Origin of the sequence: Bradyrhizobium sp. SZCCHNR1015, assembly GCF_032489875.1 — a bacterium.
GTDB lineage: Bacteria > Pseudomonadota > Alphaproteobacteria > Rhizobiales > Xanthobacteraceae > Bradyrhizobium.
The window spans coordinates 123,908-148,786 of record NZ_JAUEYW010000003.1 but is presented as its reverse complement, the minus strand read 5'-3'; the positions used below and the strand labels follow the sequence as shown (position 1 = coordinate 148,786).

Below are 24,879 nucleotides of genomic sequence, written 5' to 3'. Positions count from 1 at the left end.
ATCGGCACCCGCTGAATTATAATTGCATAAATTCGAATATATGCATATAGTGGCGTACGTCGGTCGCGGCGCTGGGCCGCGTCAGCAGGAGGACCCGTCGTGGCAATGATGAACGACGTCATGGTCAAGGATCTGGGCACGTCCCGGGGGATCGACTGGTCGCCTTATCTGGTCGGCGCCGGCATCGGCATCCTCAGCTGGGTGGCCTTTGCCGGGTTCGGCGACCCGCTCGGCGTGACGACGGCGTTCTCGCGCATCGCGGCGCTGTTCGCCGCGCCGGTGATCGGATCCGACGCCGTCGCCGCCAACAGCTATTGGAAGTCGATGCCGCTGAAATGGGACTATGGCGTCTGGTTTCTGGTCGGCATTCCGCTCGGCGCATTCCTGTCGGCGGTCATCTCCGGCACGTGGCGCCTCGAGCTGGTGCCGGAGGTCTGGAGGGAGCGCTTTGGTCCGTCGGTGTTCAAGCGCTTCGTCGCTGCGTTTCTCGGCGGCATCGTCATCATGTATGGCGCGCGTCTGGCCGGCGGCTGCACCAGCGGACACGGCATTTCAGGCGGTCTGCAACTGGCGCTGTCGAGCTGGCTGTTCCTCGCCGTGATGTTCGCGACCGGCCTTTTCGTGTCGCGCCTCATGTTCCGCAAAGCGTAGGAGAAGGGCCATGACGTCGCTGATGAGCATCGCCGGCCCGCTGTTGATGGGCGCCGTGTTCGGCTATCTGCTACAGCAGGGCAAGGTCACGAGCTGCAACGTGATCGAGAATCAGTTCCGGCTGCGCGACTTCACCGTCTTGAAGGTGATGGGCACCGCGATCGTCGTCGGCGGCATCGGCGTGCTGCTGCTGGTCGACACCGGCAACACCAAATACTACGTCAAGGACGCCAACATGCTCGCGGTCGCGCTCGGCGCGGCGCTTTTCGGCATCGGCATGGTGGTCTACGGCTACTGCCCGGGCACCGCGCTCGGCGCCATCGCCAGCGGCAGCGTGCATGCCGCAGTCGGCGCTTTCGGCATGATCGTCGGCGCGATCCTCTACGCGCTGAGCTTCGACTGGGTGAAGGCCCACGTCCTGAATGTTTGGGCGCTCGGCAAGGTGCGGCTGCCCGACATCACCGGCGTGCCGGATGGCGTCTGGTTCGCCGCGCTCGCGATCGGCGCAGGTGCGTTCTTCTTCTGGGTCGAAGCGTCCGAGGCCAAGGCGAAGCGGACGCAGGGCTAGGCTGAGTCGCCCCGAGTGCCCCTACGTCAAACAGTGAGAGGTTCCTCCCATGCTATCAGGACTGTTCAGCAGGTTGACGGGGTCGACCAGCGTGCCGGCGATCGAGCATGATGAGCTGGTGCGGGCGCATCAGCAGCGAAGCTGCGTCATCGTCGACGTGCGCGAGCCGCATGAGTTCAAGGGCGGCCACATCCCGGGCGCCGTCAATCACCCGCTGTCGCGTTTCGACCCGGGCAACCTCGTGCACGACAAGCCGGTGGTTCTGATCTGTCAGGCCGGCGGCCGCTCGGCCACCGCCCTGCGGCGGGCGCTGTCGGCCGGGCGGCAAGATATCCGCCACTATGCCGGCGGCATGAGCGGCTGGCGGGCGCGGGGCGGCCCTGTCGCGTAGGCTCGTACTGTCCGACCAGCCCGACATTCAGCGATGTCATGGCCTGAGATCGAAGATATGCGAAGTTGAACGTCGGCATGTCTGCAATCAACGGGGATTGCGGCAGGTTAATAACAAGTCGGGGGACGGGAGTTTCGCTAGCAACGTCGCGCCGCCCCGTCGCGAGAGTTTGCTGTTAGTCCGCTACAATGGCTGACTCGTTCAGGAATAATTAGTTGCAGCGCTGCAATACTCGGACACCAGTCGACGTTCGAGGATCGCATGTTGAAGTTTGTTGGCTTGAGAACCCGGATCACCCTTTCTCTGGTGATCGGTGCGGCAGCGACGGCCCTCTTCGTGCTGCTGGTCGCCATGTGGATCATCGGCGGCATCATCGACCGCGCCAATGAGCGCGAACTCCACGCCCAATATGACGCCTTCAATTCGCGCCTGCAGCTGGAGTCGACCCGCGCGGAAGCGATGAGCGCGGTGGTCGCCAAGATCCCGGCGGTCCAGGACGCCATGGCGCAGAACGACCGCGACGCCTTGATGCGGCTGTTCGGTGCGGGCATGGCCAGCCTGAAGGCCGATTACGGTGTCGACCAGTTTCAGTTTCATACGCCGCCGGCGATGTCCTTCCTGCGGGTGCACCAGCCGGCCAAGTTCGGCGACGATCTGTCGGGATTCCGCAAGACGGTGGTGGCCGCCAACACCGACCGCAAGCCGATCGTCGGGCTGGAGGGCGGCGTTGCCGGCCTCGGCCTCCGCGGCGTCGTACCGATCGTTTCCGCCGGCAAACATCTGGGCTCGGTCGAGTTCGGCCTGACCTTTGGCCAAAACTTCTTCGACGAGTTCAAGCGCAGCCGCAGTGTCGACGTCGCGTTCCGCCTGGCTGGCGACACCGGCTTCAAGCTGTTCGCGACGACGATCGGGGATACCTCCTTCTTCGCAAGCGGCGACTATCGGGAGGCGTCGGCCGGCGGCTTCCTGTCGCGCCAAGGACAGCTCAAAGGTGTTCCGGTCGTCGCGTTGCTGGGCCCGATCAAGGATTTCTCCGGCAAGCCGATCGGTGCGGTCGAGATCGTCATGGACAACAGCGAGTTCATCCAGGCTCGCAATCGCGCCGGGGCGTTGGCAATCGGGATGACGCTGGCCGGCCTCGTGCTGATCGCGCTCGCCGGGCTGTTGATCGCGCGCAGCATCTCCCGCCCGATCGTCCAGATGACGAGCGCGATGCGCGAGCTCGCCGACGGCAACCTGGACGTTCGCGTCCCGGCCGACTGGCGCAAGGACGAGGTCGGACAGATGGCACGCGCCGTTTCGATTTTCAGGGACAACGCCGTCCGGATGAGGGATCTGCAGGCGGAGCAGGAGAAGGCCCAGGCTCGTGCCGAGGAAGACCGGCGCCGCATGCTGATGGAGGTGGCCGATGGCTTCGAGGCCAGCGTCCGCGGCGTCGTCGACGCAGTGTCGGCTGCGGCCATCGAAATGGAGGCGACCGCCCGTTCGATGTCGGTGACGATCGATCAGTCGAAACAGCAGGCCCTGACGGTATCGCAGGCGTGCGGCTCCGCATCGGACAATGTCAACACCGTTGCCTCGGCGGCCGAAGAGCTGTCATCCTCGATGAACGAGATCAGCAAGACGCTCGAGCGTGCGTCGTCCGTGGTTCGCAAGGCGGCGGACGAAGGGCAGCAATCCAACGACAAGGTGCAGCGGCTCAACCTCGCGGCCGGCAAGATCGGCGAGGTCGTCGCGCTCATCACCCAGATCGCCAGCCAGACCAATCTGCTGGCGCTGAATGCGACGATCGAGGCTGCGCGCGCCGGCGAGTCGGGCAGGGGATTCGCCGTCGTCGCCAGCGAGGTGAAGACGCTGGCGACCCAAACGGCCAAGGCAACGGAAGAGATCGGGGCTCAGATCGCCGCGGTTCAGGCCGAAACCGCCGCTGCCGTCCACAGCATCGGCATGATTTGCGCCACGATCCAGGAGGTCGATGAGATCTCGACCATCATCGCCTCATCGATCGCGCAGCAGGACGCGGCGACCCGCGAGATCGCCGGCAGTGTGAACGTCGTTGCCGGCAAGACCCAGGACGTCACGCGCAACATCGCGGGCGTCACGTCCGGCGTCGTGCAGACCGGCCATGCCGCCAACGAGGTGCTGTCGGCGGCCGGCGAACTCGCGCAGCAGTCGACCCGGCTGCGCAGCGAGGTCAACCAGTTCCTGGCCCATATCAGAGCGGCCTGACCGCTCGTTGGGCGGCTGACGTATCAAGGTTGCCGACACGCCGATCGCTCCGGCGTATCCGCCACGGGCGCGAGCCGGGGCGGGGCCTCCTGTCCCGTGGCTCACGCCTGCTTCGCGGCCGCCTTCTCGAGCCGCTTCGCCATCACGCGCCAATAGGTGCCCGGCATGAGCCGCTGCAGGAGATCCATGAAGCGGGCATCGCTGCCGATCAGGATGCGGGGCTCATTGCGCTCGATGCCCTGGATGATCCGCAACGCGGCGTCGCGTGGGCTGGTCCTGGCGAGCCGCTCGAACCGCTCGATGGCCTGCACGCGGCGCGCATTGTCGGTCATGCCGTGGCCAGCGCGAGCATTGCGCGCAATCGCCGTGGCGATCCCGCCGGGATGCACGACCGACAGCCGCACCAGACTGCCGGCGGCTGTGAGCTCGTGACGCAGGCTCTCGGAAAATCCCCTTACCGCGAACTTTGCCGCGGCGTAGGCCGATTGGCCGGGCGGAGCGATGATGCCGAAGATCGAGGACAGGTTGACGACATGCGCTTCGCGCCGGCGCGAAAGATGCGGCAGGAACGCGCGCGTGCCGTGCACGACGCCCCAGAAATTGATGTTGAACAGCCAGTCCATCTCCGCCTGATCGATCTCGGCGAAGCTGCCGAACAGTGCCACGCCGGCATTGTTGACGACGATGTTGAGGCCGGGATGCGCGCGGGTCGCATCCTCGGCGAACTGCGTGACCGCAGCCACATCGCTGACGTCCAGCCGGTGCGTGGTCACCTTGCGGCCGCTTGCGGTGAGCTCGGCGGCGAGGCTTGCGAGGCCCGCCTCATCGCGATCGGCAAGTGCGAGATCGCAGCCGCGCGCCGCCAGCTCCTGCGCCAGCGCACGGCCAATACCGCTGGCTGCGCCTGTCACGGCGGCAGCTGCGCCTCGAATGATCGTCATTGTCGCTTCACTCCCCTGATGGACCGGTTCCACGTGCCTGGTTGAATTGCAGCTGGGTTTTCTGCCACTTTTTCTGATTGGAACCGAACCATCCGGCGGTTCAGCTTTTAACTCACATTACTTTACGAGCACACATTCGTGGAGGACCTGCATGGGACAGTCGCAACCTTTTCGCGCCACCGCACTGATCGTGGAAGACGATCTGGCGCAGCGCGAGATGATCACGCTGCTGCTCGAAGAGAGCGAGTACGACGTGATCGCGTGTGAGAGCGCGGAGGCCGCCGAACTCGTCCTGAACAAGCCGGGGCATCGCATCGTGCTGCTGATGACCGACGTCAATCTGGCGGGCCGCATGAACGGGGTCGAGCTTGCCCATGTCGCCAAGGCGCGTCACCCCCACATCAATGTGGTCGTCACGTCTGGCCGCCCGTTGTCGCAGCCGCTGCCGGGCGGCACGAAGTTCTGGAGCAAGCCGTGGGCGCCGCTGGACGTGCTGCGCGAGGCCGAGGTGACGCTCGAGCGCACGCCCGATATCGGATGAGGCAAGGTCTCGCGCCGCCAGCGTTGCTCAAAGCGTGATGCGTGGCAAACGCCGACCGGTGGAGACGTAGTAGAATCGGCTAGCGGTCGAGCCAACTGAGAGCCGGGTGGAAGCCGCGCTCCCACCCGGGAAGTGCAACTACTTCTTCTTGGCAGCCTTCTTGGTCTTCTTCGCAGCTTTCTTGGTGGCCTTTGCGGCCTTCTTCGCCTTCTTCGCCATGGAATCCTCGTCAGGAGTTTGATGGATTGCAACGCGACTTCGAGGCTTGCTGGCGCACGCCAGCCATGCATCAGCCTCGGGTGTCGATCCCAGCAGATTCGCGAAGCTCTGCCTCACGCCGTCACCAGCGCCGTTGCGCTTATCCACAGCTCGATGCATTCGCCGGCCAGTTGCGCCGCTGGCGCTCGGGTCCCGACAAGGTTAGCGGATCGTAAAAAGTGTTTTCATTGATTCAAAACCAAGGCGCAATCTTGGTTGCGCCCTTGGGGAACCGTTAACTGCGCCGCGCCCATGTTGCCGCGAACAACAGGGTAGCTCATGAGCGCGGCGTTATTGAACATCGAGGACAGGGCCTGCGGCGTCCTGCTGTCGGGATGCTGAACGTTCCGACGCTGTGGACCGCCTTCGTGGTCAATTTCCTCGCGTTGGGCCTGATCTGGGCCTACGTGATGCGCAGCTATCCCAATCTGGATTCGGCGCGGTACTGGACGGCATCTGCGTTCATGTGCGCGCCGGCGGCGACATTCGCGCTGACGCGATTCTATTTCGGCTCGTTCGTTCCGCTGCTGGCCGGCGGCTCGCTGATGACCTTCGCGATCTGCCTCGCGGCGATGGGCGTGGAGCGCTTCTACGGCTACAGGGCGTCGTGGCGGCTGAGCTTGACCGTCGTCGCGATGACCTGCGCGTCGATCGCATTTTTCCAATACGCATACGACCACGGTCCGCTGAGGATCCTGTGCTACTCGATCGGGCAGGCGGTCCCCATGGCGATCATCGCGCGACTGGTGCTGGATGCGAGGCGCGGGCCCGTCAATCCGGGAGCGCGGCTGGCCGGCCTGCTGTCCGTTCTGATCATCGCGGTGTTTGCTGCGCGGTCGATCGGGGCGTTCATCGGCGCCGATTTCAATTTCAGCCACTCCACCAGCGGCCAGGCCGCCGCGGTGCTGCTGCTGATCTTCCTGTCGATGTCGCTCAATTTCGGCTTCCTGCTGATGGCGGTGGACCGGCTGCGCAACGAGGTCGCCGATCTCGCGCTGCTCGACGATCTCACCGGCGTCGCCAACCGCCGTCACCTGATGCAGCGCCTGAGCGAGGAGTGCGCGCGCGCCGAGCGCTCGCGACGGCCGTTCGCGCTGTTGGTGATCGACCTCGACGGCTTCAAGATCATCAACGACACCCATGGCCATGCCGCCGGCGATGCCTGCCTGCAGCACTTCACGCTGATGGCCCAGACCCGGCTGCGCCCCGGCGACATGCTGGCCCGCACCGGCGGCGACGAATTCTGCATCGTGCTGCCGGCGTCCTCGCTGCGCGAGGGCGCGATGATCGCGCGGCGCATCCTGCAGGTCTGCCGCGACGATGCCGAGGCCTGTGCCGGCGCCGAGGTCCCGATCGAGGTCTCGATCGGCGTCGCCGAATGGACCGAGGATGTCGGCGCATTCCCCGACCGGCTGATGGCGCGGGCGGACCAGGCGCTGTATGTCGCCAAGAAGGACGGCAAGAACCGCTATGCCGTCGTCACTCCTGACCACGAGACGCCGGCGCTCGCCCCGGACCAGATCGAGCCGCTGGTGGCAAACCCGCGCCGCCAGGATGCCGCCGCCGGGTAGCGGGTGCTATCATGGCCGGCCATGAGGCCGGTCCTGTTCTCCCTCCGCGCAGCGCTCGCGCTGCTTTTCAATCTTCTCCCTCCGCCGGCCTCGGCCAAGGAGCTCGCCGCACTGGCCCGATCATCCGGCACGCCGGAGATCCCGGGGCTCAGAATCGTCTGGCTGGCGCCGTGGGGCGATCCGCACCAGGCTCATCCCTGGACCAACATCATCGTCCACCAGACCAAGGGGCCGGCCGGGTCGGCGCGGGCGGGGGCGCTGGCGCAGGCCAAGAACCCGAAACGGCGTGGCGTCACCATCTGGGTGGAAACCGACGGCACGGTGTACTGGGCGGTGCCGGAAACGATGGTGACGCTGCATGGCGACGGCGCCAACCGCAACGACAACCGCTATATCGACAACGGCCCGACCTATCGCAAGGTCGTGCGCGACAATTCCATCGGCGTGGAGTTTGCCGGCAACTATCCCGACGTCACCACGCCGCCCACCGAGGCCCAGATCGCCGCGTGGCGCATCCTCTCGAAGCTGCTCCGGCTGCGCTACAATATCCCGCGGGAGCGGATCTATGCGCACAACTGGATCGACTACAAGGACGCGCGCTATTGCGAGGGCTGTGCGCTCGCCGGGCTCGCCCGCGCCGCGCCCGACTAACTGCACCTAACAAGAAGCCGGCGTCTCCGCCGGCTCCGATCGCATCCAAAGACCACCTTCAAGCAAGCCGTGCGTCTAGTGTGCGGCCTCCAGGGCCGCCGCCTCCTGCTTGGCGATGGCGCCCTTGACGGCGGACTGCACCTTCTCGAACGCGCGCACCTCGATCTGGCGGACGCGCTCGCGCGACACGCCGAACTCGGCCGCCAGGTCCTCGAGCGTCATCGGCTCGTCGGCCAGGCGCCGCGCCTCGAAGATGCGGCGCTCGCGCGCGTTGAGCACGCCGATCGCGCCGTTCAGCGCCTGCCGCCGGTGGTCGTATTCCTCGTGCTCGGCCATGATGGCTTCCTGGTTGGGCGTATTGTCGACCAGCCAGTCCTGCCATTCGCCCGCTTCGCCGTCGTCGCGGATCGGCGCGTTCAGCGAGGCGTCGCCGCCGAGGCGGCGGTTCATGTCGACCACGTCCTGAGCGGTCACGCCGAGGCGCTTCGCGATCAGCTTGACCTGATCCGGATGCAGATCGCCTTCATCCAGCGCGTTGATGCGGCTCTTGGCCTTGCGCAGGTTGAAGAACAGCTTCTTCTGGTTCGCGGTGGTGCCCATCTTCACGAGCGACCACGATCTCAGAATGTACTCTTGTATCGACGCCTTGATCCACCACATGGCGTAGGTGGCGAGGCGAAAGCCCTTCTCGGGCTCGAACCTTTTCACCGCCTGCATCAGGCCGACATTGCCTTCCGAAACGACTTCGGATATCGGCAGGCCGTAGCCGCGATAGCCCATGGCGATCTTGGCCACGAGCCTGAGGTGGCTGGTCACGAGTTTATGCGCTGCGTCGCTGTCGTCATGCTCGCGCCAACGCTTGGCGAGCATGTACTCCTCCTGCGGTTCCAGCATCGGGAACTTGCGGATCTCGGCGAGGTAGCGTGAAAGTCCCGATTCTCCGTTGAGAACCGGCAGAGTAGCTGTGCGGGCCATCGAGCGCCCTCCAGTTGGTTCAGGCCCCCGATAGCGGCGGGCCAGGCAAAGCGGTCGCTTGGTTAAAGCCGGCCGGTTTGCGACGTTCCATGCGTCGACCATTCGACGCAGGCGCAACATACACCATTTTCGCCCCCCGGTGGAAGGATTCCGGGTGTCACGACCCCGTGTGGCTCCATTAAGTTTTTGACATGCTTGCGTTTTTCTGAAGGTCCTGCGTCATAGCGCCGCTCGCAAGGCGCGCCCCAAAAGAGAAAGATCCTCCGGAAGCTCCGATTCCCAGCGCATTATTTCTCCCGTCCGGGGGTGCTCGATCACCAGCAGATAGGCGTGCAGCGCCTGCCGTCCGAGCGCCTCGAGCGCCGCGCGCGCGCCCGGCGCGAGCTGGTTGGCCTTGGTCTTGAAATGCGGGCCATAGACGGCATCGCCCATCAGCGGGTGCCCGAGATGAGCGAGATGCACGCGGATCTGGTGGGTGCGCCCGGTCTCGAGATGGCAGGCGATCAGCGACGCCACCGGCTTGCCGTCGCGGCCGGTAAAACTCTCCTGCACCTCGTAATGGGTGATGGCCTCGCGGCCTTTTGCGCGCACCGCCATCTTGTCGCGGGCATGCGGATGCCGGTCGATCGGCGCATTGATGGTGCCATGCGGCCGGTGCGGCACGCCCCAGGCAAAGGCGAGATAGCCGCGCTCCATCGCGCCGGTGCGGCCGTGATCGGCGAACTGCGCGCTGAGCGAGGCGTGGGCGTGGTCGTTCTTCGCCACCACCATCAGCCCGGTGGTGTCCTTGTCCAGCCGGTGCACGATGCCCGGGCGCTTCACCCCGCCGATCCCGGAAAGACTGGCGCCGCAATGCGCGATCAGCGCGTTGACCAGCGTGCCGGTCTCGTGCCCGGCCGCGGGATGCACGACGAGGCCGGCCGGCTTGTCGATGACGACGATGTCGTCGTCCTCGTAGATGATTTTCAGCGGGATCGCCTCGGCGGCGGGCTCCGCCGGGACGGCCTCCGGCACGTCGATTGTGATCGTGTCGCCGGCTGTGACGTGATAAGCGGGGTCCCGCACCGCTTCCGCGCGGAGCGACACCTGTCCGGCCAGGATCAGCGCCTTCAGCCGCGACCGCGACAGCTCCGGCAGCCTGGCTGCCAGCACGCGATCGAGCCGCGGCGAGCCTTCGTCGCCGGCGACCGTGACCGTCATCAGACCGTGGGATTGTGAAGTCGAGATGTCCATGAACTCTACCGTTGCGCCCGAGCCGTCCTCGCCCGAGCAGGCCCAGCTGATGGCGCGGCTGCGGCGCATGATGATGATCGCGGGCGTGACCACCTCGATCGCGATCGCCGTGCTCCTGGTCGCCATCGGCTACCGCCTTTTCCGCGGCGAGGGAAGCACAGCTTCGGGCCCGGACCTCACCGCCATGCTCCCCAAGGGCGCCCGCATCGTCGCCACCGGCACCGCCGGCGACCGCCTGGCGGTCACCCTGGATGTCGGCGGCACCACCGAGATCCGCACCTTCGACGCCAAGACCCTCAAACCCACCGGCCGCCTCCGCTTCGCGGTGGAGCCGTAGGGGCAGGGCGGTTTCGCCTGATCATTTTGGCCCTTTCTTTTTGGCTTTGGCCCATCTCCCCGCCCGCGGGCAGTCAGCGCCTCCCCCGCCTGCGGGGCGAGACGAGCGGAGCTCGCTCTGAGAGCTCGCATCGCATCTTCGATGCGATGCGGGTGGGGGAACTCTCTCCACTGGCACCGGTGCTCGCGGCGCCCCCACCCCAACCCTCCCCCGCAAGCGGGAGAGGGAGCCCACCGCCATCGCGGCCGGCTGCTTCCATCCCATGCTGGCCGAATGAGCGATCCTCTCGCCACCCGGGCAGTCCGTTCCCCTCCCCCTTGTGGGGAGGGGCTAGGGGAGGGGGCCCACACGGGGAAAGACCCTTGGGGCCCGGACACCCACACTCCTACGAAATTTCCATCCCCCGTCTTGCGGCGCGGCGCGTTCAAGGCTATGCGGTTCACCTCACGCTCCCTTCGTCTAGCGGTTAGGACGCGGCCCTCTCAAGGCTGAAACAGGGGTTCGATTCCCCTAGGGAGCGCCAATAAAATCAACGACTTAGCTCGTTTCGGCAAAAGTCGTCGAATATCCGTCAAATAAACGTCTGCGGACCGCAGCGGACGCTTAAGTGCATGTGTCCCCCAAATCATCGGTTAATCGCGGCGACGCCCCTTTTCGGCGTGGACTGAGATCTCGCCACGGGCGTGAAATCTCGGCCCCGGGGGACGGAGTGCAATTTCTGAAATTTTTGATTTCTATCGTTCGCGAGGGCAAATGCGGCCCAGCCTGCGGAGCTTGCTTGTGTGAAGTTCTACAGTTTGGCCATACCGACGGTTCGGCTGCCCGCAGCGATATCGTGATAGGGCTGCAAGCCGTCCGAGATCGAATCGCATCTATTGGCTTGCTGGGAATCGCTTGCCATGCGTAAGCGTCGCGGCACACCCTCAGGAGTGCGGCGTACGCATAGGCCTTGAAGCATTGCCGACGGGCTTCGCTTGCAGCCGGCGCCTTGTATTGCGTACGTGCGATTTCACAAATCAGATTGACAGCAGTGCTCTAACGTTTAGTTGTCTTTTATAATGTCACACGTGGTGGCGCGTTTTATTCCCTCCGATCTGCTTGCAACGGCATCATGCTGGCTGACGACATATTTCGTGGGCGCCGCTGCGGCAGCGCTGCGAGCCGGCTCTACGGGTCAACCAATCGGCAAAGTTCTGGAAGGTTGGCGGATTAGCGAGACACCGGCAGCTATCGCCTACGATTCCCGCGCTGCTGCGGAAGCTGTGTGGGTTGCAGTTTGTCTGAACCAGCCCGGTTATGAGGAGCTACTGCCTGCCGAATCTGCCAGGCTCGGGCGTCTCGGCCTAAACGCTCTGAAGTCTTTGCGCGTGCTGCTGGCGCCGCCCCAGGTGGAGGGGTTGTCTGCGCGCCTGAGGGAAATTTTGGACGAGCAGATGCTTGCGAGCGATGCGTTTCACCGTATTCGCATCGAGGCCATCATGCCCATCGCCGGCCTCGCGGCGTTCGACGCGCGTGCTCGATTGTCTCGTGCCCGCCAAGGAGCACGCGTACTCAGGCTGAGTGAGGTTGGCATCGACCTTTTGGTGCCTTCACCCGACAACGCGGTGAGTCCGCAGATCATCCCGCGCCGTACGCTCGCAAAGCCTCTCGTGCTGGGTGAGGTGTTACTGTCCACACTCGGCCGCAGCTTCCGTGCGGCCTGTGTCGACGACAACGTCCCGCCCGACACCTTTCCGGTTGAGGGCTCGGTCCGGCTGCGCTTGCGCGGGTCGCCCGCTGCCAGGGCGCTTCTGCTCGCGACTGAGCCGCTACGCTCGCGGGCAGCCCGCCTCACGGGCGGATCCGTGCAGCAGTTCGTCCCGCCTGAGGCGCTGCGGTCCTTGCGTGTCCCGCCCCCACCGCGAGACTGGCGCGATCGCTGGCAGCGCGCCGTCGAACGCAGTCACGTGTACCGACGAGTGCTGGACCGCCAATGGTCGGTGTTCGCCAAGGCGCTGTCGGCCGGATTCGATGCGGTTCATAGGCCTTTTGCGCACGGCCGCCAGCAAGCGGGGGATGTCCTTCAGTGACGCCTCGGCAAGCAGAGGAATTGATCGCTGTTCTCAAGCAGAAGGCACTCGGCTTGGAAGAGCTCCACGAGCGCGCACGCATCTTGGGCAGCGCCTGGACCCGAGACCAGCTCGAGCTGTTCCTGCTCTGTGCACCGGGCGTGACACGCGACGCTGGCTTGTTCCGCTCCAGCGCCTCGAGCCCTGAGGAGGAGCTCCAGCTCTCCATCCTTGAGGCCGTACGGTCGTTCGCGGGTATGCCAGTGTCAGCCACGCAAGTGCGCGCCCGTCTTCCCAATCACTTCGTCACGACGGATGAGCAGGTGCTCGCCATCGCCCGACGCATCGCTGGGCTCGAGGTTTTCGGCCCGAAACTTATTCGCATCGTCCAGTAAGAATTGAGAGCATACGCATGGCGCGCCCCAAGAAGGCCCCCACGGAAAACGTTACGAAGGACACCGCAACGGTCGCCTCAGAGGAGAAGAACGTCCTCAACTCGATCCTCCGCTCCCTCGCGAGCGCCGGTTTCGACCAGACGGTCGACCTCAGGACCACTGAGCCCGGCATGTCCGCCGCGGTCGCTTGGGGGCGCCATGAGGGTGTCGAGACGCCGCGCCTTCTCGCGCTTGTGCTGCCTGCCGGCGCATGGAGCCGCAGCAACGCCGATGAGGTTCAGGCCCTATCCTGGAACTTGCCCACGCCCGACACGGCCCCGGAGCACTACGCCCAATTCGCCGTGGTGAAGGGTGCCGAGGGGAAGCTCGAGGCGATCTTCGATCTCGCGCCGGGAGCGCCGCATCAGATCGACAAGCTCCCCACTCTTCGCGAAATCAACGACTACAAGCGCATCAAGGCCGATCCGAAGTACCGCTGGTCGATGCGAATGTACGACCGTTTGATGAAGGGCTTTAACGCCCTTCACGAGCGCATCTACCAGACGCACAAGGACCGCGTGAACGGCAAGAACGACATCATCGAGGAAGTCGCCAAGCTCCTTTTCCTGGAGACGTTCCGTCTCAACCACGACGGTGCCCTCACCTTCGAGCACGACGGCAAGACGCTGGACCTGAAGGACGTCTTTACGGCCGCGCACGTCAGGAAGAACGGGGCGAGGGCGGTTGCGGAGATCCATGCGGCGTTCGAGCATTTCAAGCTCCACGCCGACTACATCGTGACCGACGACGCGGGCGAGAAACACCCCATCTTTGACAAAAATGTCCATCTGCGGCTGGCGCAGCCCGGCAATTACGAAGCGGTCCTTACCCTGATCCAGGACCTCGGCCCCGTAACCGACAATCGCGATCAGGTGGTGAAGGAGCAGGGGACCTTAGCCGATATCACGGCCGACGTCCTCGGCCGTGCCTTCGACGTCTTCCTGCGCGCGAACTTTGAATCTAAGGGCGGGCTCGGCATCTACCTCACGCCCGCGCCCGTGAAGCAGGCCATGTTGGCGCTCGCCTTCCACGACATCAAGGAGAGCACCGAAGATGCAGCGAATCTCGTCGCGCGCGACGGCAAGGGGCGCCCGGCGTTCCGGTTTTGCGATCCGGCCTGCGGCAGCGGCGGCTTCCTTTCGGTGGCGCTCAGTCACCTGCGGCGTACACTCGACGAGATCGGCGGCAGGGCTACGGCGACCGAAGACGCACGCAACAAGCTCTTCGCCGAGATGTGCCAGCACAGCTTCGTGGGCGCCGATTCGTCGCCCCAGATGGTGATGCTCGCGCGGGTGACCATGTCGTTGCTCGGCGCGCCGAAAGCCCGCATCTTCTACACCCAGAACTCTCTCACCAGCCCGCAGCTCGAGCCGGGTACCTTCGATCTCATCTGCACGAATCCGCCGTTCGGCACGCCCAAGTTCAACAAGGGTCAGGAGGAGGCGAAGAGGGCACACGAGGAAGCGATGGAGAAGATCCTCGCAACCTTCCGCTCCGACCTCACGCCGCGTGATGGGCGCGGGGGCGGCTTCGACTACTCGCCCACGACGACTGGCCTCGCGATGGGCGGCTATCCAAACGGCAAGGGCGTCTGGAAGGAGACATCGGCCAACACCGATCCGGCCGTGCTGTTCATCGATCGTTGCTTGCAGCTACTCAAGCCGGGCGGCAAGTTGCTTATCATCCTGCCCGACGGCGTGCTCTGCAATTCGGGCGAGCGTTATGTGCGCGAGTACATCATGGGCACGAAGGACGAAGCTTCGGGCGAGTTCCACGGCGGCAAGGCAATCGTAAAGGGCGTCATCAGCCTACCTGCGGATGCCTTCAAGCTCTCCGGCACCGGTGCCAAGACCAGCGTACTCTACGTGCAGAAGCGTCATGCCCGGAAGGACGACCCGAAAAAGTTCCAAGATGAGCCGCAGACCGACGTGTTTATGGGGGTGGCCGAGACCCTCGGCTATGTCGTTAAGAACAACGTCGAGGACTATGGCGCTGGTGTTCCCAATGACCTTGCGGCCATCGTCGGTGCGTACGTGCGGGGGGAGTGATGGCGTCATTCGTCCGGCTTTCTCCACATTCGCTCGGCACTCGCATTGACGCTAGCTACTACCGACCTGAATATGTTGCCAATGCTCGCCGCCTCGCGATCTCTCGGGTTGGTAGTGCGAAGCTCGGTTCCCTGGTCACGGATGGCAGACGTACACTGTACTTCGGGACTACCACGCTGGAGGGCAACGAGGCTCCTACTGATTGGATCCCCTTCCTCACTTCGGATGACCTCGGCGATGACGGCTTTTTCGTTGAAACCCGCGCACGCCGACGCGTAGCTCCGTATTTCCTGCGAGACTATCCTAGCGGTCGTCTTCGTTCGGGTGAGTTGCTGGTCAAAGTTAAGGGGCCAAGTCAGATTACGGCATATATCGATACCGCTCCCGAGTACCCCGTGCTCGTGAGCGGTACGATCTGGGGAGCTCTGGTGCGAAAGGACACAATCGACCCTCACTATCTCGTAGCGGCGTTGTCGTGTCCGTACGCCGCGATGGCGCGGACGCGGTTGCGCACCAACTTGAATGTGGAGTTCCTAGGGGCGGACGACCTCCTCGCTCTCGATCTGCCAAAGCCAGCGATATTGGTCCAGCGCTACATTGGCAACAAGGTCCGGCAGGCGGAGCGAATGCGCGAACAAGCAAGAAGTATGCGCCTCCAGCTCGAAGCGTTACTCTCGAGCCCTGAACTTGTAGAGGCGCTCGCTGCCACGGAGAAGCAAGCAAGCCGTGTCAGGTGCGTTGATCTGCATCCGCGGCTCGACGCAAAGTACTACGGGATACGCGCGATGACTGTGCTCCAAGTCGCGGCAACCGATAGTGTCGCGATCGCGACACTCGTAAAGGAGATCAGCAATGGGTTCGAGCATCGCGACTTTGAGTCTGACGGCACGCCCTATATCACAGTAACCGAGGTGTCGAGTGGGCGGCTGACGCTCGCAACTGCACCTCGCCTTGGCTCTGGCGTGGCAATTCCTAACAAGGCGCGTATTGACACTCATTGTGCACTTGTCGTTCGCACGGGCAGCATCGGAGTCGCTGTCCCAGTCTTCGAGGAGGATGCGCACGCGGTCATTAGTAGCCATCTAATCCGCCTTCGGTTCGCCTCTGAACAAGAAGCGGCGACGGTAGCTGCGTTTCTCAATTCGGAAGCTGGACGCGTGCTCCTAAGAAAGATCTCATACGGAGCGGTGCAGCCGCAGATTGGTCAGGACGAGCTTCTTGCGTTGCCCTTGCCGATGGTGCTGCTCGACAAGTCCGACGAGATTCTCAAGGTCCTCAAGATTGAAGACGCTGCTTCCCGGGCTGCGGTGCGGCTAACCTCGGCCGCAATGCTGCTTGTGGAGCATCTGATCGACGGTCGCATCTCCGAAGCCGAGCTCGTCGCTGCGCAAGAATCGCTCGAAGCCGGCGACCGCAGCGCGGATCGGGAGATCTTGAGTTCTCTCCGGCAGAGCGACACGGCCAATGCCGAGCCACTCATCCCAGATCTCGACGCCCTGTACGCGCTCCTCGACGACTCGGAGGAGGACGAAGGATGACCTTCGCCGCTCTCCAGGGGCGCGCGCTCGCGCGCGCGGTCGACGATGTGCGCAGCCTGATTGCTCAGGGCGAGGCGCCGTCGTCGGCCGAGCACTTCCTGGAGGCCGTGCGGGCAACGGACTTGTGGCGTGATCACGGCGGAGTCCTAGTAGCAACGCCCGCCATCGTCTCGCTCGGCGACCGGCTGCCGAGCTCCGCAGAGGCGGTACCAGCTGTGTTTTCGCTCGTGCCTGAGGTCCGGGAGGTCTGGCTTCGTGTGGTTCGCGCGCGCTTCGCCGAGATGGGAGAGCGAAGTGACTTCGCTGCCTTGACAGAAGCAGTGACGAACGCTGGTGCACTATCAAGCGAGCTGGTGAATGTGAAGTCGCCGACACTTGCTCCCACCGCCTACGGCGAGCTGGAACGTGCCGTGCTACCTGCCGCGGCGCACGAGGCGTCTGCCTTTCCCACGCTGCTCCGCGCGCTGGCTGCAACCGCCGCCATGTCCGGCGACGCACAGACCTTAGCTTCGTTGCCCGACATCGCTTTCGACGATCCGTCGACGGCGTGGCGTCCCGGGCGACTGCTGCGGCTACCGGCACGAACGGACTCCGCGTCCGCGATGGCGGTCCTGACTGGCGCGCTTGACGGTCACAGCAGCGATGGCGACGCGATGCGCTGGACGCTTCATCATCCGTGGGCATTTCTTCTTGCGCAGATGACGTTCACCAAGGAGGCGTGGGAGGCCGAGCGCGTCTCGGGCGGCATCGCTTTCGAGCTTGAGCCCGCGCACGTATCGATGTTTCAGAGCCCACCGCGCGTTGAGGTGGTGGTGACCCTGCCCAGAGGCGAGGAGATTCGCTGTGGATCGCTTGGCGAGCTCGTGCAACGCACGCTCGCGCAGTTGGGTGTGATCTTGCTCGCGCATCGCATAACATCCGCCGCGCTCGACGACCGCCTGGCGCTTGTCGTCGAGGCGCTGCAGCTGCGCGACGTCTGGCGCTTCGAGCACGGGGCGGGCGGCCGGCGGCCAGCATACACAATTCACCCCTTGTTCTCCGACGTCTGCTATCGTGCGCTCGGTAGCCGGGCCTTTTATCGGCTTGGCTCGCCGATAACCGCCGCCATACGCCGGGCGGCGGAGGGCTGGGCACACGAACGCATCGCCCGCGCCAGCACCAGATCAACCGGGGGAGAGGCTCTATGACGGCGGCTGCCGCCCCAGTTCTCCATCTCGAGCGGCCGGCTTTCTGGACGGAGAGCAGCGATGCGGAGGTGTGGTTTCGCGCGCTTGATGCGATTGCGCGCGCCGCGCAACGAGCGCCCCAGACCGGTACACCCAGAACGGTCGCAGAGCGTTGCCTTGTCGGCATCATCGCATGGCGCGGAGCCACCGGACTGTTTGGAGCCTTTCAGCGCGGTGGCCTCGTCCGTTTGCCCGGCGTCGGTCTGATCGCGTGTGACGCTGACGGGAGCTGGGACATCACCGATGAGGCCCACGCACTTCTTCGACACTGGAAAGAGGCGCCGCGCCGCGGGCTCGAGTTGCTCGCGGCCATCCTGGTTCGCGAAAGCCCTTGGCTCCGGCTGATGCTCCTTCGCCTCCAGAACCGCGAGTGGGAGCTCACGGGCTGGTCCGAAGTGCGCAGCAGCCGCGGCGGGCTCAAGGTGGGCCGCTCGATCCTGCTTCGCGCTCACTCCGAGCCGGAGCGCTGGTTCGAAGGACTGGAACGACCCGCGGCTGCACGCTGGCTTGCGCGCACCAACTGCAAATCGCTGAACTACGCCCCAGAGGTACTTACGCGCAAGACGGGCAAGGACGATCTCTCGGTCACGCCGCTCACCGCGCCGCTCCACTTGCTCGAGTCGGTGGGGTGGCTCACGCGCACCGGCCAGTTGACGCTCCCAAGCGAGATCAAGTCCGACCTCGCCTGCCAATCGACCCCCATGCAGGTGCTCACCGAGATCACCAGCCGGCACGCCGACGTTCGCGGCTTCGTTGCAGCCGAGCCGGTACTGCGCGAATTGCTCGCCACCTTCGGCATGAGCCCGAGCGGCGACGCTTTCGCGCGCTGGATGGACGCGCTGATCGATCAGGCGGTGCAGCGAGGGGCGATCGAGGTCCTCGACGCCGAACCTGGCCAGGCCCGCCACGGACGTGGCCTGCACGCAGACCCTGCACGAAAGCTCGTGCGCTGGGTCATCCATAGCGAGTTCAACGACGCGTTCCAGAACACATGGGGCGCGCTCGAGACCAAATGGGAGCCGGCGCGATGATCGACAAGGCGAAGCACCAGTGGGCCGCCACCGGCGTCTCGAGCTATCCGCTCACTCACCCTATCGTCGGCCAAGGACGGTTCTTCGACGCGTTTCGTCATTTCATTCATCTTGTCGACGATGAGGCCGAGAAGTTCGCGCACGTGTTCGCGGTCATCGCGCAATGGGGCGTCGGTAAGTCGCGGCTCGGCTACGAGCTGATCGCGCAGATCAACGAAACGTCGCGCGGCTGGTGGGTTCGGGGCGACGACGGCGCGCTCGCGGAGGCGCAGCTGTTCCACAACGACCAGGACCGCGACCAGTATCTCGGGCTATATATTCGTTATAGCCAGGTTGCGAACGACTATAACAACGTGGATAACTGGTTTGCCTACGGCCTGTACAAAGCGCTGCTCCCGCTCGCGCGCGGCGCGTTCGACGGCTCGATCCAGGGACAGATCGCCAAGGAGGCGAGCGATCGCCTGACGGTGGCCGGCTTCGATCAGAAGGCGCTCGCCGCGGCGCTTGAGGTTTCTGCCAATTACTCGGACGAGACGCTTTACGAAGATCCTGCGCTGGCCACGCGGCTGTGCCAAGCCGCTTATACCTATCTGCAGTCGCTCGGCATCAAGTATGTCCTTGTTGTGCTCGACGAACTGGAGACCGCCGCCGAGACCGCAACGTTCGGCCTTGATTCGACCGACATCAAACATCTTGACGGGCGCGCCATCAAGCTGATGGGGAAGGCCATCAAGGAGGAGGACCCGCGCCGTAAGCTTCCGTGGCTTCGATACGTCGCGCTCTGCTCGCCGGCCATCGGTGACGAGTTGAAGGAGATCCAGTCGACCGCGCGCCGATTCGAACTCGCCGAGCTGCAGTCCAATGCCTTCTCCGACGTCAGCGACTTCGTCCAGACGCTGGAAAAAGATGGGCGGCTTGCCGAGTCCTACCCGCAGGGACTGGTCGAAGCGGCCTACGCCATGAGCGCGGGCAATTTCGGCTGGTTCAACGTTGTGATGGCGAGCATCGACGAGCGCCTGCGCGATAAGCGCGCGCGGGGCGAAAAGGATGCACCTACGATAGGAGCTCTTTTTGACGAACTGGTTCGCGTTTCCGGGCGCGTCCAGCAGCACGTGCTCGATCACCAGGCTATTAACATGGTGAAGATGTCCGACAGGACGCAACTCACGACCGCACGAGATCTGCTCTACGGTCAGCTTCCGGTCGCACTCGACTGCTACACGCCTGAAACGCGTGGCGCAGTCCTGGACGCCCGCAACGAGTACGACGAACCCATCGCCGCACTTTTCCGCCGCGTTGAGTGGGACGAACTCGAGGCGGCCGATGCGCTACGTTCCTCAAAGTTCATTCGCGATCGCGGCGTTTGGCGGTTGGGGGGTGTCGATCAGCCGGTCGACCTCCGTCAGCTCCTTTCGAACCTCGGGACCTACGCTATCCATGAGACGAAAGGGGCCCGCCGAGCCGACGGCAAACTCACCTTGATCGTGCCGCTCCGGCAGACTGATTTCGTCCAACTAGTGTCGCTGTTGTACCCGCATGCCGCCGCCGAGGACGCGGCCCGTGCCTTGTGGCGTCGATTTCTCGGTGCCGACGACCTCACGCTGGGCACTGCGACGCACATTGGCCCGAGCATCGAGATGATCGCTCGCCTCGATCTGCGCCATCGCAAGCAAGGACAGACGTCGCTCATCTTCCGTGACCCCGACCAGAATACGGCGCACGAGAAGGCGTTGTCAGTACTGCGCGCGCAGACCGAGCGCGAGCGCGCTTTGCAAGTGCTGGTCGGCGCGATGCGCGTCATCGACCAGCACTGGGCCTATGACGCGGCGCCGTCGGGCATTCGCGATGAGGCGCTGACTGTTATCGCCACTTCGCCGCTCGCGAGGGGCAAACAGCCAGGTGGCCTGGTCACGTTCGACGGCCTGAGGCTGCATCCCAAAGGGCGCGTGCTGTTTGCTTGGGTGAAAAACGTCGAGGAGCTGGAGCGCCTCTGCAATATGTCGAGCGTCCAATTCGGCGAGGAGGGCCGTACGCCTGTCGTCGCCTTCACGGCATCCCGCGCCCTGGTGGATGTCATGACGAACCCGCCGGGAAATACTCTGAAGAACGCAAAAAGCTACCTCGTTCTCTATCAGCTCACCTCGACCGAGGAGCACATTCTCCACCAGGTGGGCGTGCCTACGAAGGCGACCATAGGCTTCAGCCTCGACGGCCACGGTTTCACGACAGCTTTCAGCAACCGGCTTCAGAGCCTCGTCCGACCGTTTTCCGATGAGGTCGGGCGCTTCCGCCAACAGCTCAATGAGCTCGGCCGCATCGCGTGGCCTCTGCGGTCGTCGGGCAAACTGAAGGACGCGGAGCAGGAGCTGCTCGTTCAGGCGTGGCGCATCCTTTCTGTCGACAAGCCCGCACCGGCCACCCTCGCAGACCTTGACGACAAGTCCGGCGTCGACGTCGAAGCGCTGAAGGCGCTTCTCGCCAGACTTGGCGTTACGCCGAAAGCACGGGCTGCTGGCTATTTCGAATACGAACGTGCGGGGCTTTTCTCGCGTCTCGATGACGCAGCGGAGGCGCAGTTTCCAGCGTTCCTCGTCGATACGATCCGGCGCGTGTTGGATGGAGAATGGACGTTCGCTCGTGCCGAGCGAGAGTGGTTTTGGGGATATACGTGGGAGGGCGTCAAACACAAGGATACCTACTTCGAGTGGATGTCCATCGTGTGCGCGCTTGGATTTGCCAAACCCCAGCCGGGGGCGAGGACGGCCGACGTTTACACCGCTATCACTCGCGCTGAGCTGCGTGGCGCCGTCCAGGAGGCGGAGAACTGGCTGAAGACAGACTACGTAAAGCTCGTTGGTGAAATGGAAGACGTCTTTGGCGCTGGCCGGGTGAAGGATCTCTTTTGGCCGGAGGTTGGCGGAGCGCCGCCGGGAGCAAAGACCCTGACGGCACGGGGCAAGCTCACGGACAGCAACACGGCTCTCGACGCGCTCGACACATCAGAAACGAAGCCGGCTACGACCGACAACTTCCGGGCAGCCGCACAGCGGCGCCTTCGCATCCTCAAGAATGTCGATTGGGTCTACCGGCGCGACCGTTTCCAAGCGCTTCAGCAGGACGCGAATGTCAAGACACTGGACTTCGAGTCGGATGAGGTGCCGCTCTGGCAACGCATCCGCCGTGCCTCGCTGTTCGTCACATTCGTGCGCCGAGCCGAGGGACGGATCCGCGCACGAACCGCTTCACTGTCAGAAGAGATGCGCCTCGACGTGAGCTCGCTGCCGGGCTTTCCGATCGCGCTGTTCACGCTTTCCCTCGAGAGGATTGCGCACATCCTTGACGGGGCGCTCGCCCCGATCGTTGCTTCGGGAGCAACGGAGATTGTCCAGGTCAATGAGCCCGGCACGCTGCGACAGAACCTGCGTGACCTGAAGGTGGCCGAGGCAACGGTGCAGCTCGAGAACCTGGCGCGCGAGGTTGGCATCGACTTGTCGACATGGGCCGAGCTGCCGCTGGCGCAGTGCGATGGCCAGATCATCGCCGCATTCCGCGAGCTCAAAGTAGTGTACGAAAAGCTACGCACTGACCTTCTTGAAACTGCTTCGCGCATTTCGACGCTCGGAACCATATTGAAAGACGCGCCGGCAGACTTCCGGTACCCGGAGGGCGCGCTGGCCCTCGACAAGCTCCAAGGCCGTCCAGAGCTGATTGAGAACGCGCTGGAGAGCGCACGAGGGGATGATGTCGATCGCCTCAGGTCGGATTTCGACGGCCCGGCACGTCTGGGGAACTTTCAGCCCCTGATGTCGCGCGCACGAGACCTTCTTGACGAGCCGCGAAAGTCGCTCGCCCTGTTGCTCGGTCAAGTTTTGTCGGTCGAGAATGCGGTGGCCGAGTATCGCAAGACGCTTGTTGAAAGGGCCGAGCTTAAGAATGGCGAGCGCGGCCTGGAGGCGCTGGCACTCGCGAACGGAACGACGCCGCCGAAACCATTGGGCCTGAAGGACGTGGAGCAGGCCGGCGCGTTGAGCGAGGCCCAGAAGATCGTCAGCGCGCGCATCCAGCAGAACGACCTTGCCGGCAGTAAGCAGCTCGGCGACGCGGGCATCAGTTTCGATCGCTGGTGCGCCATTGTGGCAACGCTAGATGCCGAGCGGGACCCTTCGCTTGAGCCGCAAGAGGCGGACGCGCTGGTCAAGCGGGGCCTCGTGCAGCGAACCTACCGACTCGGAGTGAGGCCATGACCGCTCCGGTGCTGCTTCACGGCCCGCTTGCCGCGCACCGACGGGGAAGGATTCTCCAGGAGGCGCTGTCGGCCGAGGAGGCCGCGACGCTCCCCGAGGGACGCGCTGTGGTGCTGGCGTTCGCAGATGGCTTTCAAGACGCCGAAGAGGGCGAGCAGTCCCGCCTCGTCGAGTGGACACGCATGCCGGGTCACCTGCTGCTGCTTGTCCCGCCGTTCGCGGTCGGCGCTTGTACGCGGCCGGTAACATGGAGAGCGGAGCGCATGGAGCGTGCGCCCGCCGGCGGCGAAGGCCTCGCCAAGGTGCTGGCGTCCGAGGTAGCTTATCGGCTCGACGGCAAACTCCAGACGCCTGCCGTGCCCGGCGCGACGTGGAGCGACCTTAGCGTGTGCATCGGAACATATCGCCTTCACCCGGCAGCCGGCTTGTTCGCGGTCACATGCCTTCCGCTCTGGTCGCTGGCCGTCCTCGATGCTCCCGAAGCACTGGCGAGCTGGTTCGCAAGCCTGTCTGCTCTTTCGGGAGAGAGCCAGCCCACAGCGCAGCGCGTCGAGAGCGCGCTGCAGCCGGACCACTACGGACTGCTCGTTTTCCTGCTAAGTAGGTCGTTCGACGATGAAGAACAGGCCATTGCGGCGCTGCGCTCCTCGTCGGTTTTTCGATTCTCGCCCGAGCGGGGCCGTTCGCTCTTGCAGGAGTTGCGAGATCGAGGCCTCGTCGCCGGCGTTCTGCCGACGGCCGAGGCAACCGAGCACGTCATGCAGAGTCCTTATGCGCCATACATCAGCGCGCTTCGCGAGGTGTCGATCCCATGAACAACGCCCGTACACTCGCGCAAACGCTGGCGGTCCAGTCGCAGATCCACATGCCAGGAACCGTCGGCCGGCTGCTCAAGCAGATTCGTGATCTTGAAAGGGTTGCCCCTCTGTTCGTCAAGGCGGGTCTGGTGCGCTCCGTCGAGCGGCCCAACCCGATCAACGCGAGGGTGTCTGGCATCGCGACGCACGCCTCGACCACGAAGACGATCGGCGGTTTCCTGTATGGCGCCGCAGCCTCGCGGTGCGACCTGCTCGTCGAGCACAACGCCATCTCGACTGCGGGCCAAGACAGCGCGTGCGAGATCGACGACATCAACTACGAGAACCAATCGAAGCGCCTGACTTTGGCTGCCATGAGGCAGGCGTATGAGCTTGCCGATCGGGCGGTCAGCGAGGAACGCGCGCGGCTCATTTTCCTGGATACGCCGCTGGTCATGGATCGCGGGATGGTCCCGCCCGCGAATAGCCTCGGCGACGAGGGATATAAGGCGGCCTACGCCGCCACGCTTGGTGCAATCGAGTCTTTCTGGTCGCAGCACCGCGAACGGCTCTTTCCGTGGAGTTCGGGCGGGCCGGTCGTCATCGGCCTCGCCTCGCAGCGCTTCGGCGCGATCGTCCAGTCGGCCCAGCAAGACTTACGGCTCCAGGAGGGGCGTTCCCAAATCCTGCCGACAGAAGCGATCGACCGTGACCAACTCGCGGCGCTCGACGGTGTGCGCGACGCGATCCTCGGCGTCGGCGAGCGCCGCTTTGTTCATGGAATTCTCGGGAGCTTCACCAGGACTGCAGCGTTCCGAATGAACGTGCACACCCCGCGCATGGAGCCCGGCGCCGTCGTCGACCTGGGCATCATCGGGCTGCACTTTCGCGCCGGGCAGGCCACCGAACCCCGTTTGATGCAATTGGTCGGTGACGCGCCCGCGTGGACGACCGCAGCCGTCGATGAGATCGTCGGGCTGACGATGGCCCTCACGGCCGTGGGCGGCGCCGCGTCGGCGCCGTTGCCTGTCCAGTTGGCCGAGCGCGAGCTAAACGCCCTCGGACCGTTCATCGAACACTACGGCCGAAGCGTCGCCGGTGAGCTCAAACGGCGCGAGATCGAGAGCATCTGGTTCTCGGACTTCGACCTTGCGACTTGAGGAGACC

At 64.4% G+C, this 24,879-nt stretch carries 21 protein-coding genes and 1 tRNA gene; 18 read left to right on the top strand and 4 right to left on the bottom strand.

Annotated features, from left to right (window positions below; all coding sequences use genetic code 11):
• The first annotated feature begins 108 nt into the window (after window positions 1-108).
• The 4 genes from QX128_RS07175 to QX128_RS07160 all read left to right on the top strand — a co-directional run bounded on the left by QX128_RS07175 (window position 109) and on the right by QX128_RS07160 (window position 3,839).
• On the top strand, window positions 109-651 hold the full coding sequence (locus tag QX128_RS07175) for a YeeE/YedE thiosulfate transporter family protein (RefSeq protein WP_315805520.1): 543 nt from the start codon (window positions 109-111) through the stop codon (window positions 649-651).
• 10 nt (window positions 652-661) lie between these two features.
• Window positions 662-1,219 carry a YeeE/YedE thiosulfate transporter family protein gene (locus tag QX128_RS07170; protein ID WP_315805475.1) on the top strand — a complete coding sequence of 186 codons (558 nt, stop codon included), beginning with the start codon at window positions 662-664 and terminating at the stop codon, window positions 1,217-1,219.
• 49 nt (window positions 1,220-1,268) lie between these two features.
• Window positions 1,269-1,610, top strand: a complete 342-nt coding sequence (locus tag QX128_RS07165) for a rhodanese-like domain-containing protein (protein WP_315805474.1) — start codon at window positions 1,269-1,271, stop codon at window positions 1,608-1,610.
• A 261-nt stretch (window positions 1,611-1,871) separates the two neighbouring features.
• Window positions 1,872-3,839, top strand: coding sequence for a methyl-accepting chemotaxis protein (locus QX128_RS07160; protein ID WP_316237059.1), 1,968 nt, complete (start codon window positions 1,872-1,874; stop codon window positions 3,837-3,839).
• Between the two features lie 101 nt (window positions 3,840-3,940).
• On the opposite strand, the gene QX128_RS07155 is transcribed toward QX128_RS07160, so the two are convergent.
• Complete coding sequence (locus tag QX128_RS07155; RefSeq protein WP_316237058.1) at window positions 3,941-4,780, bottom strand: SDR family NAD(P)-dependent oxidoreductase; 840 nt, start codon at window positions 4,778-4,780, stop codon at window positions 3,941-3,943.
• A gap of 151 nt (window positions 4,781-4,931) precedes the next feature.
• On the opposite strand from QX128_RS07155, the gene QX128_RS07150 reads away from it, so the two are divergent.
• Window positions 4,932-5,321 carry a response regulator gene (locus QX128_RS07150; protein WP_315805471.1) on the top strand — a complete coding sequence of 130 codons (390 nt, stop codon included), beginning with the start codon at window positions 4,932-4,934 and terminating at the stop codon, window positions 5,319-5,321.
• Between the two features lie 138 nt (window positions 5,322-5,459).
• Here the strand turns inward: QX128_RS07150 and QX128_RS07145 are convergent, their stop codons facing one another.
• Window positions 5,460-5,687: a hypothetical protein gene (locus QX128_RS07145; protein ID WP_316237057.1), complete on the bottom strand. Its 228-nt coding sequence runs from the start codon at window positions 5,685-5,687 to the stop codon at window positions 5,460-5,462.
• A 227-nt stretch (window positions 5,688-5,914) separates the two neighbouring features.
• Here QX128_RS07145 and QX128_RS07140 point away from each other — a divergent pair, with 227 nt between their 5' ends.
• Window positions 5,915-7,150 (top strand): GGDEF domain-containing protein, encoded by a 1,236-nt coding sequence (locus tag QX128_RS07140; protein WP_316237056.1) that lies wholly within the window; start codon window positions 5,915-5,917, stop codon window positions 7,148-7,150.
• Window positions 7,151-7,171: 21 nt separating this feature from the next.
• On the top strand, window positions 7,172-7,801 hold the full coding sequence (locus QX128_RS07135; protein WP_316237055.1) for a peptidoglycan recognition family protein: 630 nt from the start codon (window positions 7,172-7,174) through the stop codon (window positions 7,799-7,801).
• Window positions 7,802-7,876: 75 nt separating this feature from the next.
• Here the strand turns inward: QX128_RS07135 and rpoH are convergent, their stop codons facing one another.
• Together rpoH and QX128_RS07125 are read right to left on the bottom strand one after the other, a co-directional pair.
• Entirely contained in the window at window positions 7,877-8,776 is a 900-nt protein-coding gene (rpoH, locus tag QX128_RS07130; protein WP_316186285.1) for an RNA polymerase sigma factor RpoH, read from the bottom strand.
• A 219-nt stretch (window positions 8,777-8,995) separates the two neighbouring features.
• A complete protein-coding gene (locus QX128_RS07125) occupies window positions 8,996-9,976 on the bottom strand; it encodes an RluA family pseudouridine synthase (RefSeq protein WP_316237206.1) in 981 nt (326 codons plus the stop codon).
• Window positions 9,977-10,007: 31 nt separating this feature from the next.
• On the opposite strand from QX128_RS07125, the gene QX128_RS07120 reads away from it, so the two are divergent.
• The 11 genes from QX128_RS07120 (at window position 10,008) to QX128_RS07070 (ending at window position 24,872) form a co-directional block, all read left to right on the top strand.
• On the top strand, window positions 10,008-10,346 hold the full coding sequence (locus QX128_RS07120; protein ID WP_316183578.1) for a hypothetical protein: 339 nt from the start codon (window positions 10,008-10,010) through the stop codon (window positions 10,344-10,346).
• A 448-nt stretch (window positions 10,347-10,794) separates the two neighbouring features.
• A tRNA-Glu gene (locus QX128_RS07115) sits at window positions 10,795-10,869 on the top strand.
• 544 nt (window positions 10,870-11,413) lie between these two features.
• Window positions 11,414-12,415: a hypothetical protein gene (locus QX128_RS07110; protein WP_316237054.1), complete on the top strand. Its 1,002-nt coding sequence runs from the start codon at window positions 11,414-11,416 to the stop codon at window positions 12,413-12,415.
• A gap of 20 nt (window positions 12,416-12,435) precedes the next feature.
• A complete protein-coding gene (locus tag QX128_RS07105; RefSeq protein ID WP_316237053.1) occupies window positions 12,436-12,789 on the top strand; it encodes a hypothetical protein in 354 nt (117 codons plus the stop codon).
• Between the two features lie 17 nt (window positions 12,790-12,806).
• Complete coding sequence (locus tag QX128_RS07100) at window positions 12,807-14,876, top strand: N-6 DNA methylase (RefSeq protein WP_316237052.1); 2,070 nt, start codon at window positions 12,807-12,809, stop codon at window positions 14,874-14,876.
• Window positions 14,876-16,414: a hypothetical protein gene (locus tag QX128_RS07095; protein WP_316237051.1), complete on the top strand. Its 1,539-nt coding sequence runs from the start codon at window positions 14,876-14,878 to the stop codon at window positions 16,412-16,414. The genes QX128_RS07100 and QX128_RS07095 overlap by 1 nt, the downstream gene beginning before the upstream one ends.
• Window positions 16,411-17,601 carry a hypothetical protein gene (locus tag QX128_RS07090; RefSeq protein WP_316237050.1) on the top strand — a complete coding sequence of 397 codons (1,191 nt, stop codon included), beginning with the start codon at window positions 16,411-16,413 and terminating at the stop codon, window positions 17,599-17,601. The genes QX128_RS07095 and QX128_RS07090 overlap by 4 nt, the downstream gene beginning before the upstream one ends.
• A complete protein-coding gene (locus tag QX128_RS07085) occupies window positions 17,598-18,671 on the top strand; it encodes a hypothetical protein (protein WP_316237049.1) in 1,074 nt (357 codons plus the stop codon). Before QX128_RS07090 ends, QX128_RS07085 begins: the two co-directional genes overlap by 4 nt.
• Complete coding sequence (locus QX128_RS07080) at window positions 18,668-22,915, top strand: hypothetical protein (RefSeq protein WP_316237048.1); 4,248 nt, start codon at window positions 18,668-18,670, stop codon at window positions 22,913-22,915. The genes QX128_RS07085 and QX128_RS07080 overlap by 4 nt, the downstream gene beginning before the upstream one ends.
• Window positions 22,912-23,730 (top strand): hypothetical protein, encoded by an 819-nt coding sequence (locus tag QX128_RS07075; protein WP_316237047.1) that lies wholly within the window; start codon window positions 22,912-22,914, stop codon window positions 23,728-23,730. The genes QX128_RS07080 and QX128_RS07075 overlap by 4 nt, the downstream gene beginning before the upstream one ends.
• Window positions 23,727-24,872 (top strand): hypothetical protein, encoded by a 1,146-nt coding sequence (locus tag QX128_RS07070; protein WP_316237046.1) that lies wholly within the window; start codon window positions 23,727-23,729, stop codon window positions 24,870-24,872. The genes QX128_RS07075 and QX128_RS07070 overlap by 4 nt, the downstream gene beginning before the upstream one ends.
• The last annotated feature ends 7 nt before the right edge of the window (window positions 24,873-24,879 follow it).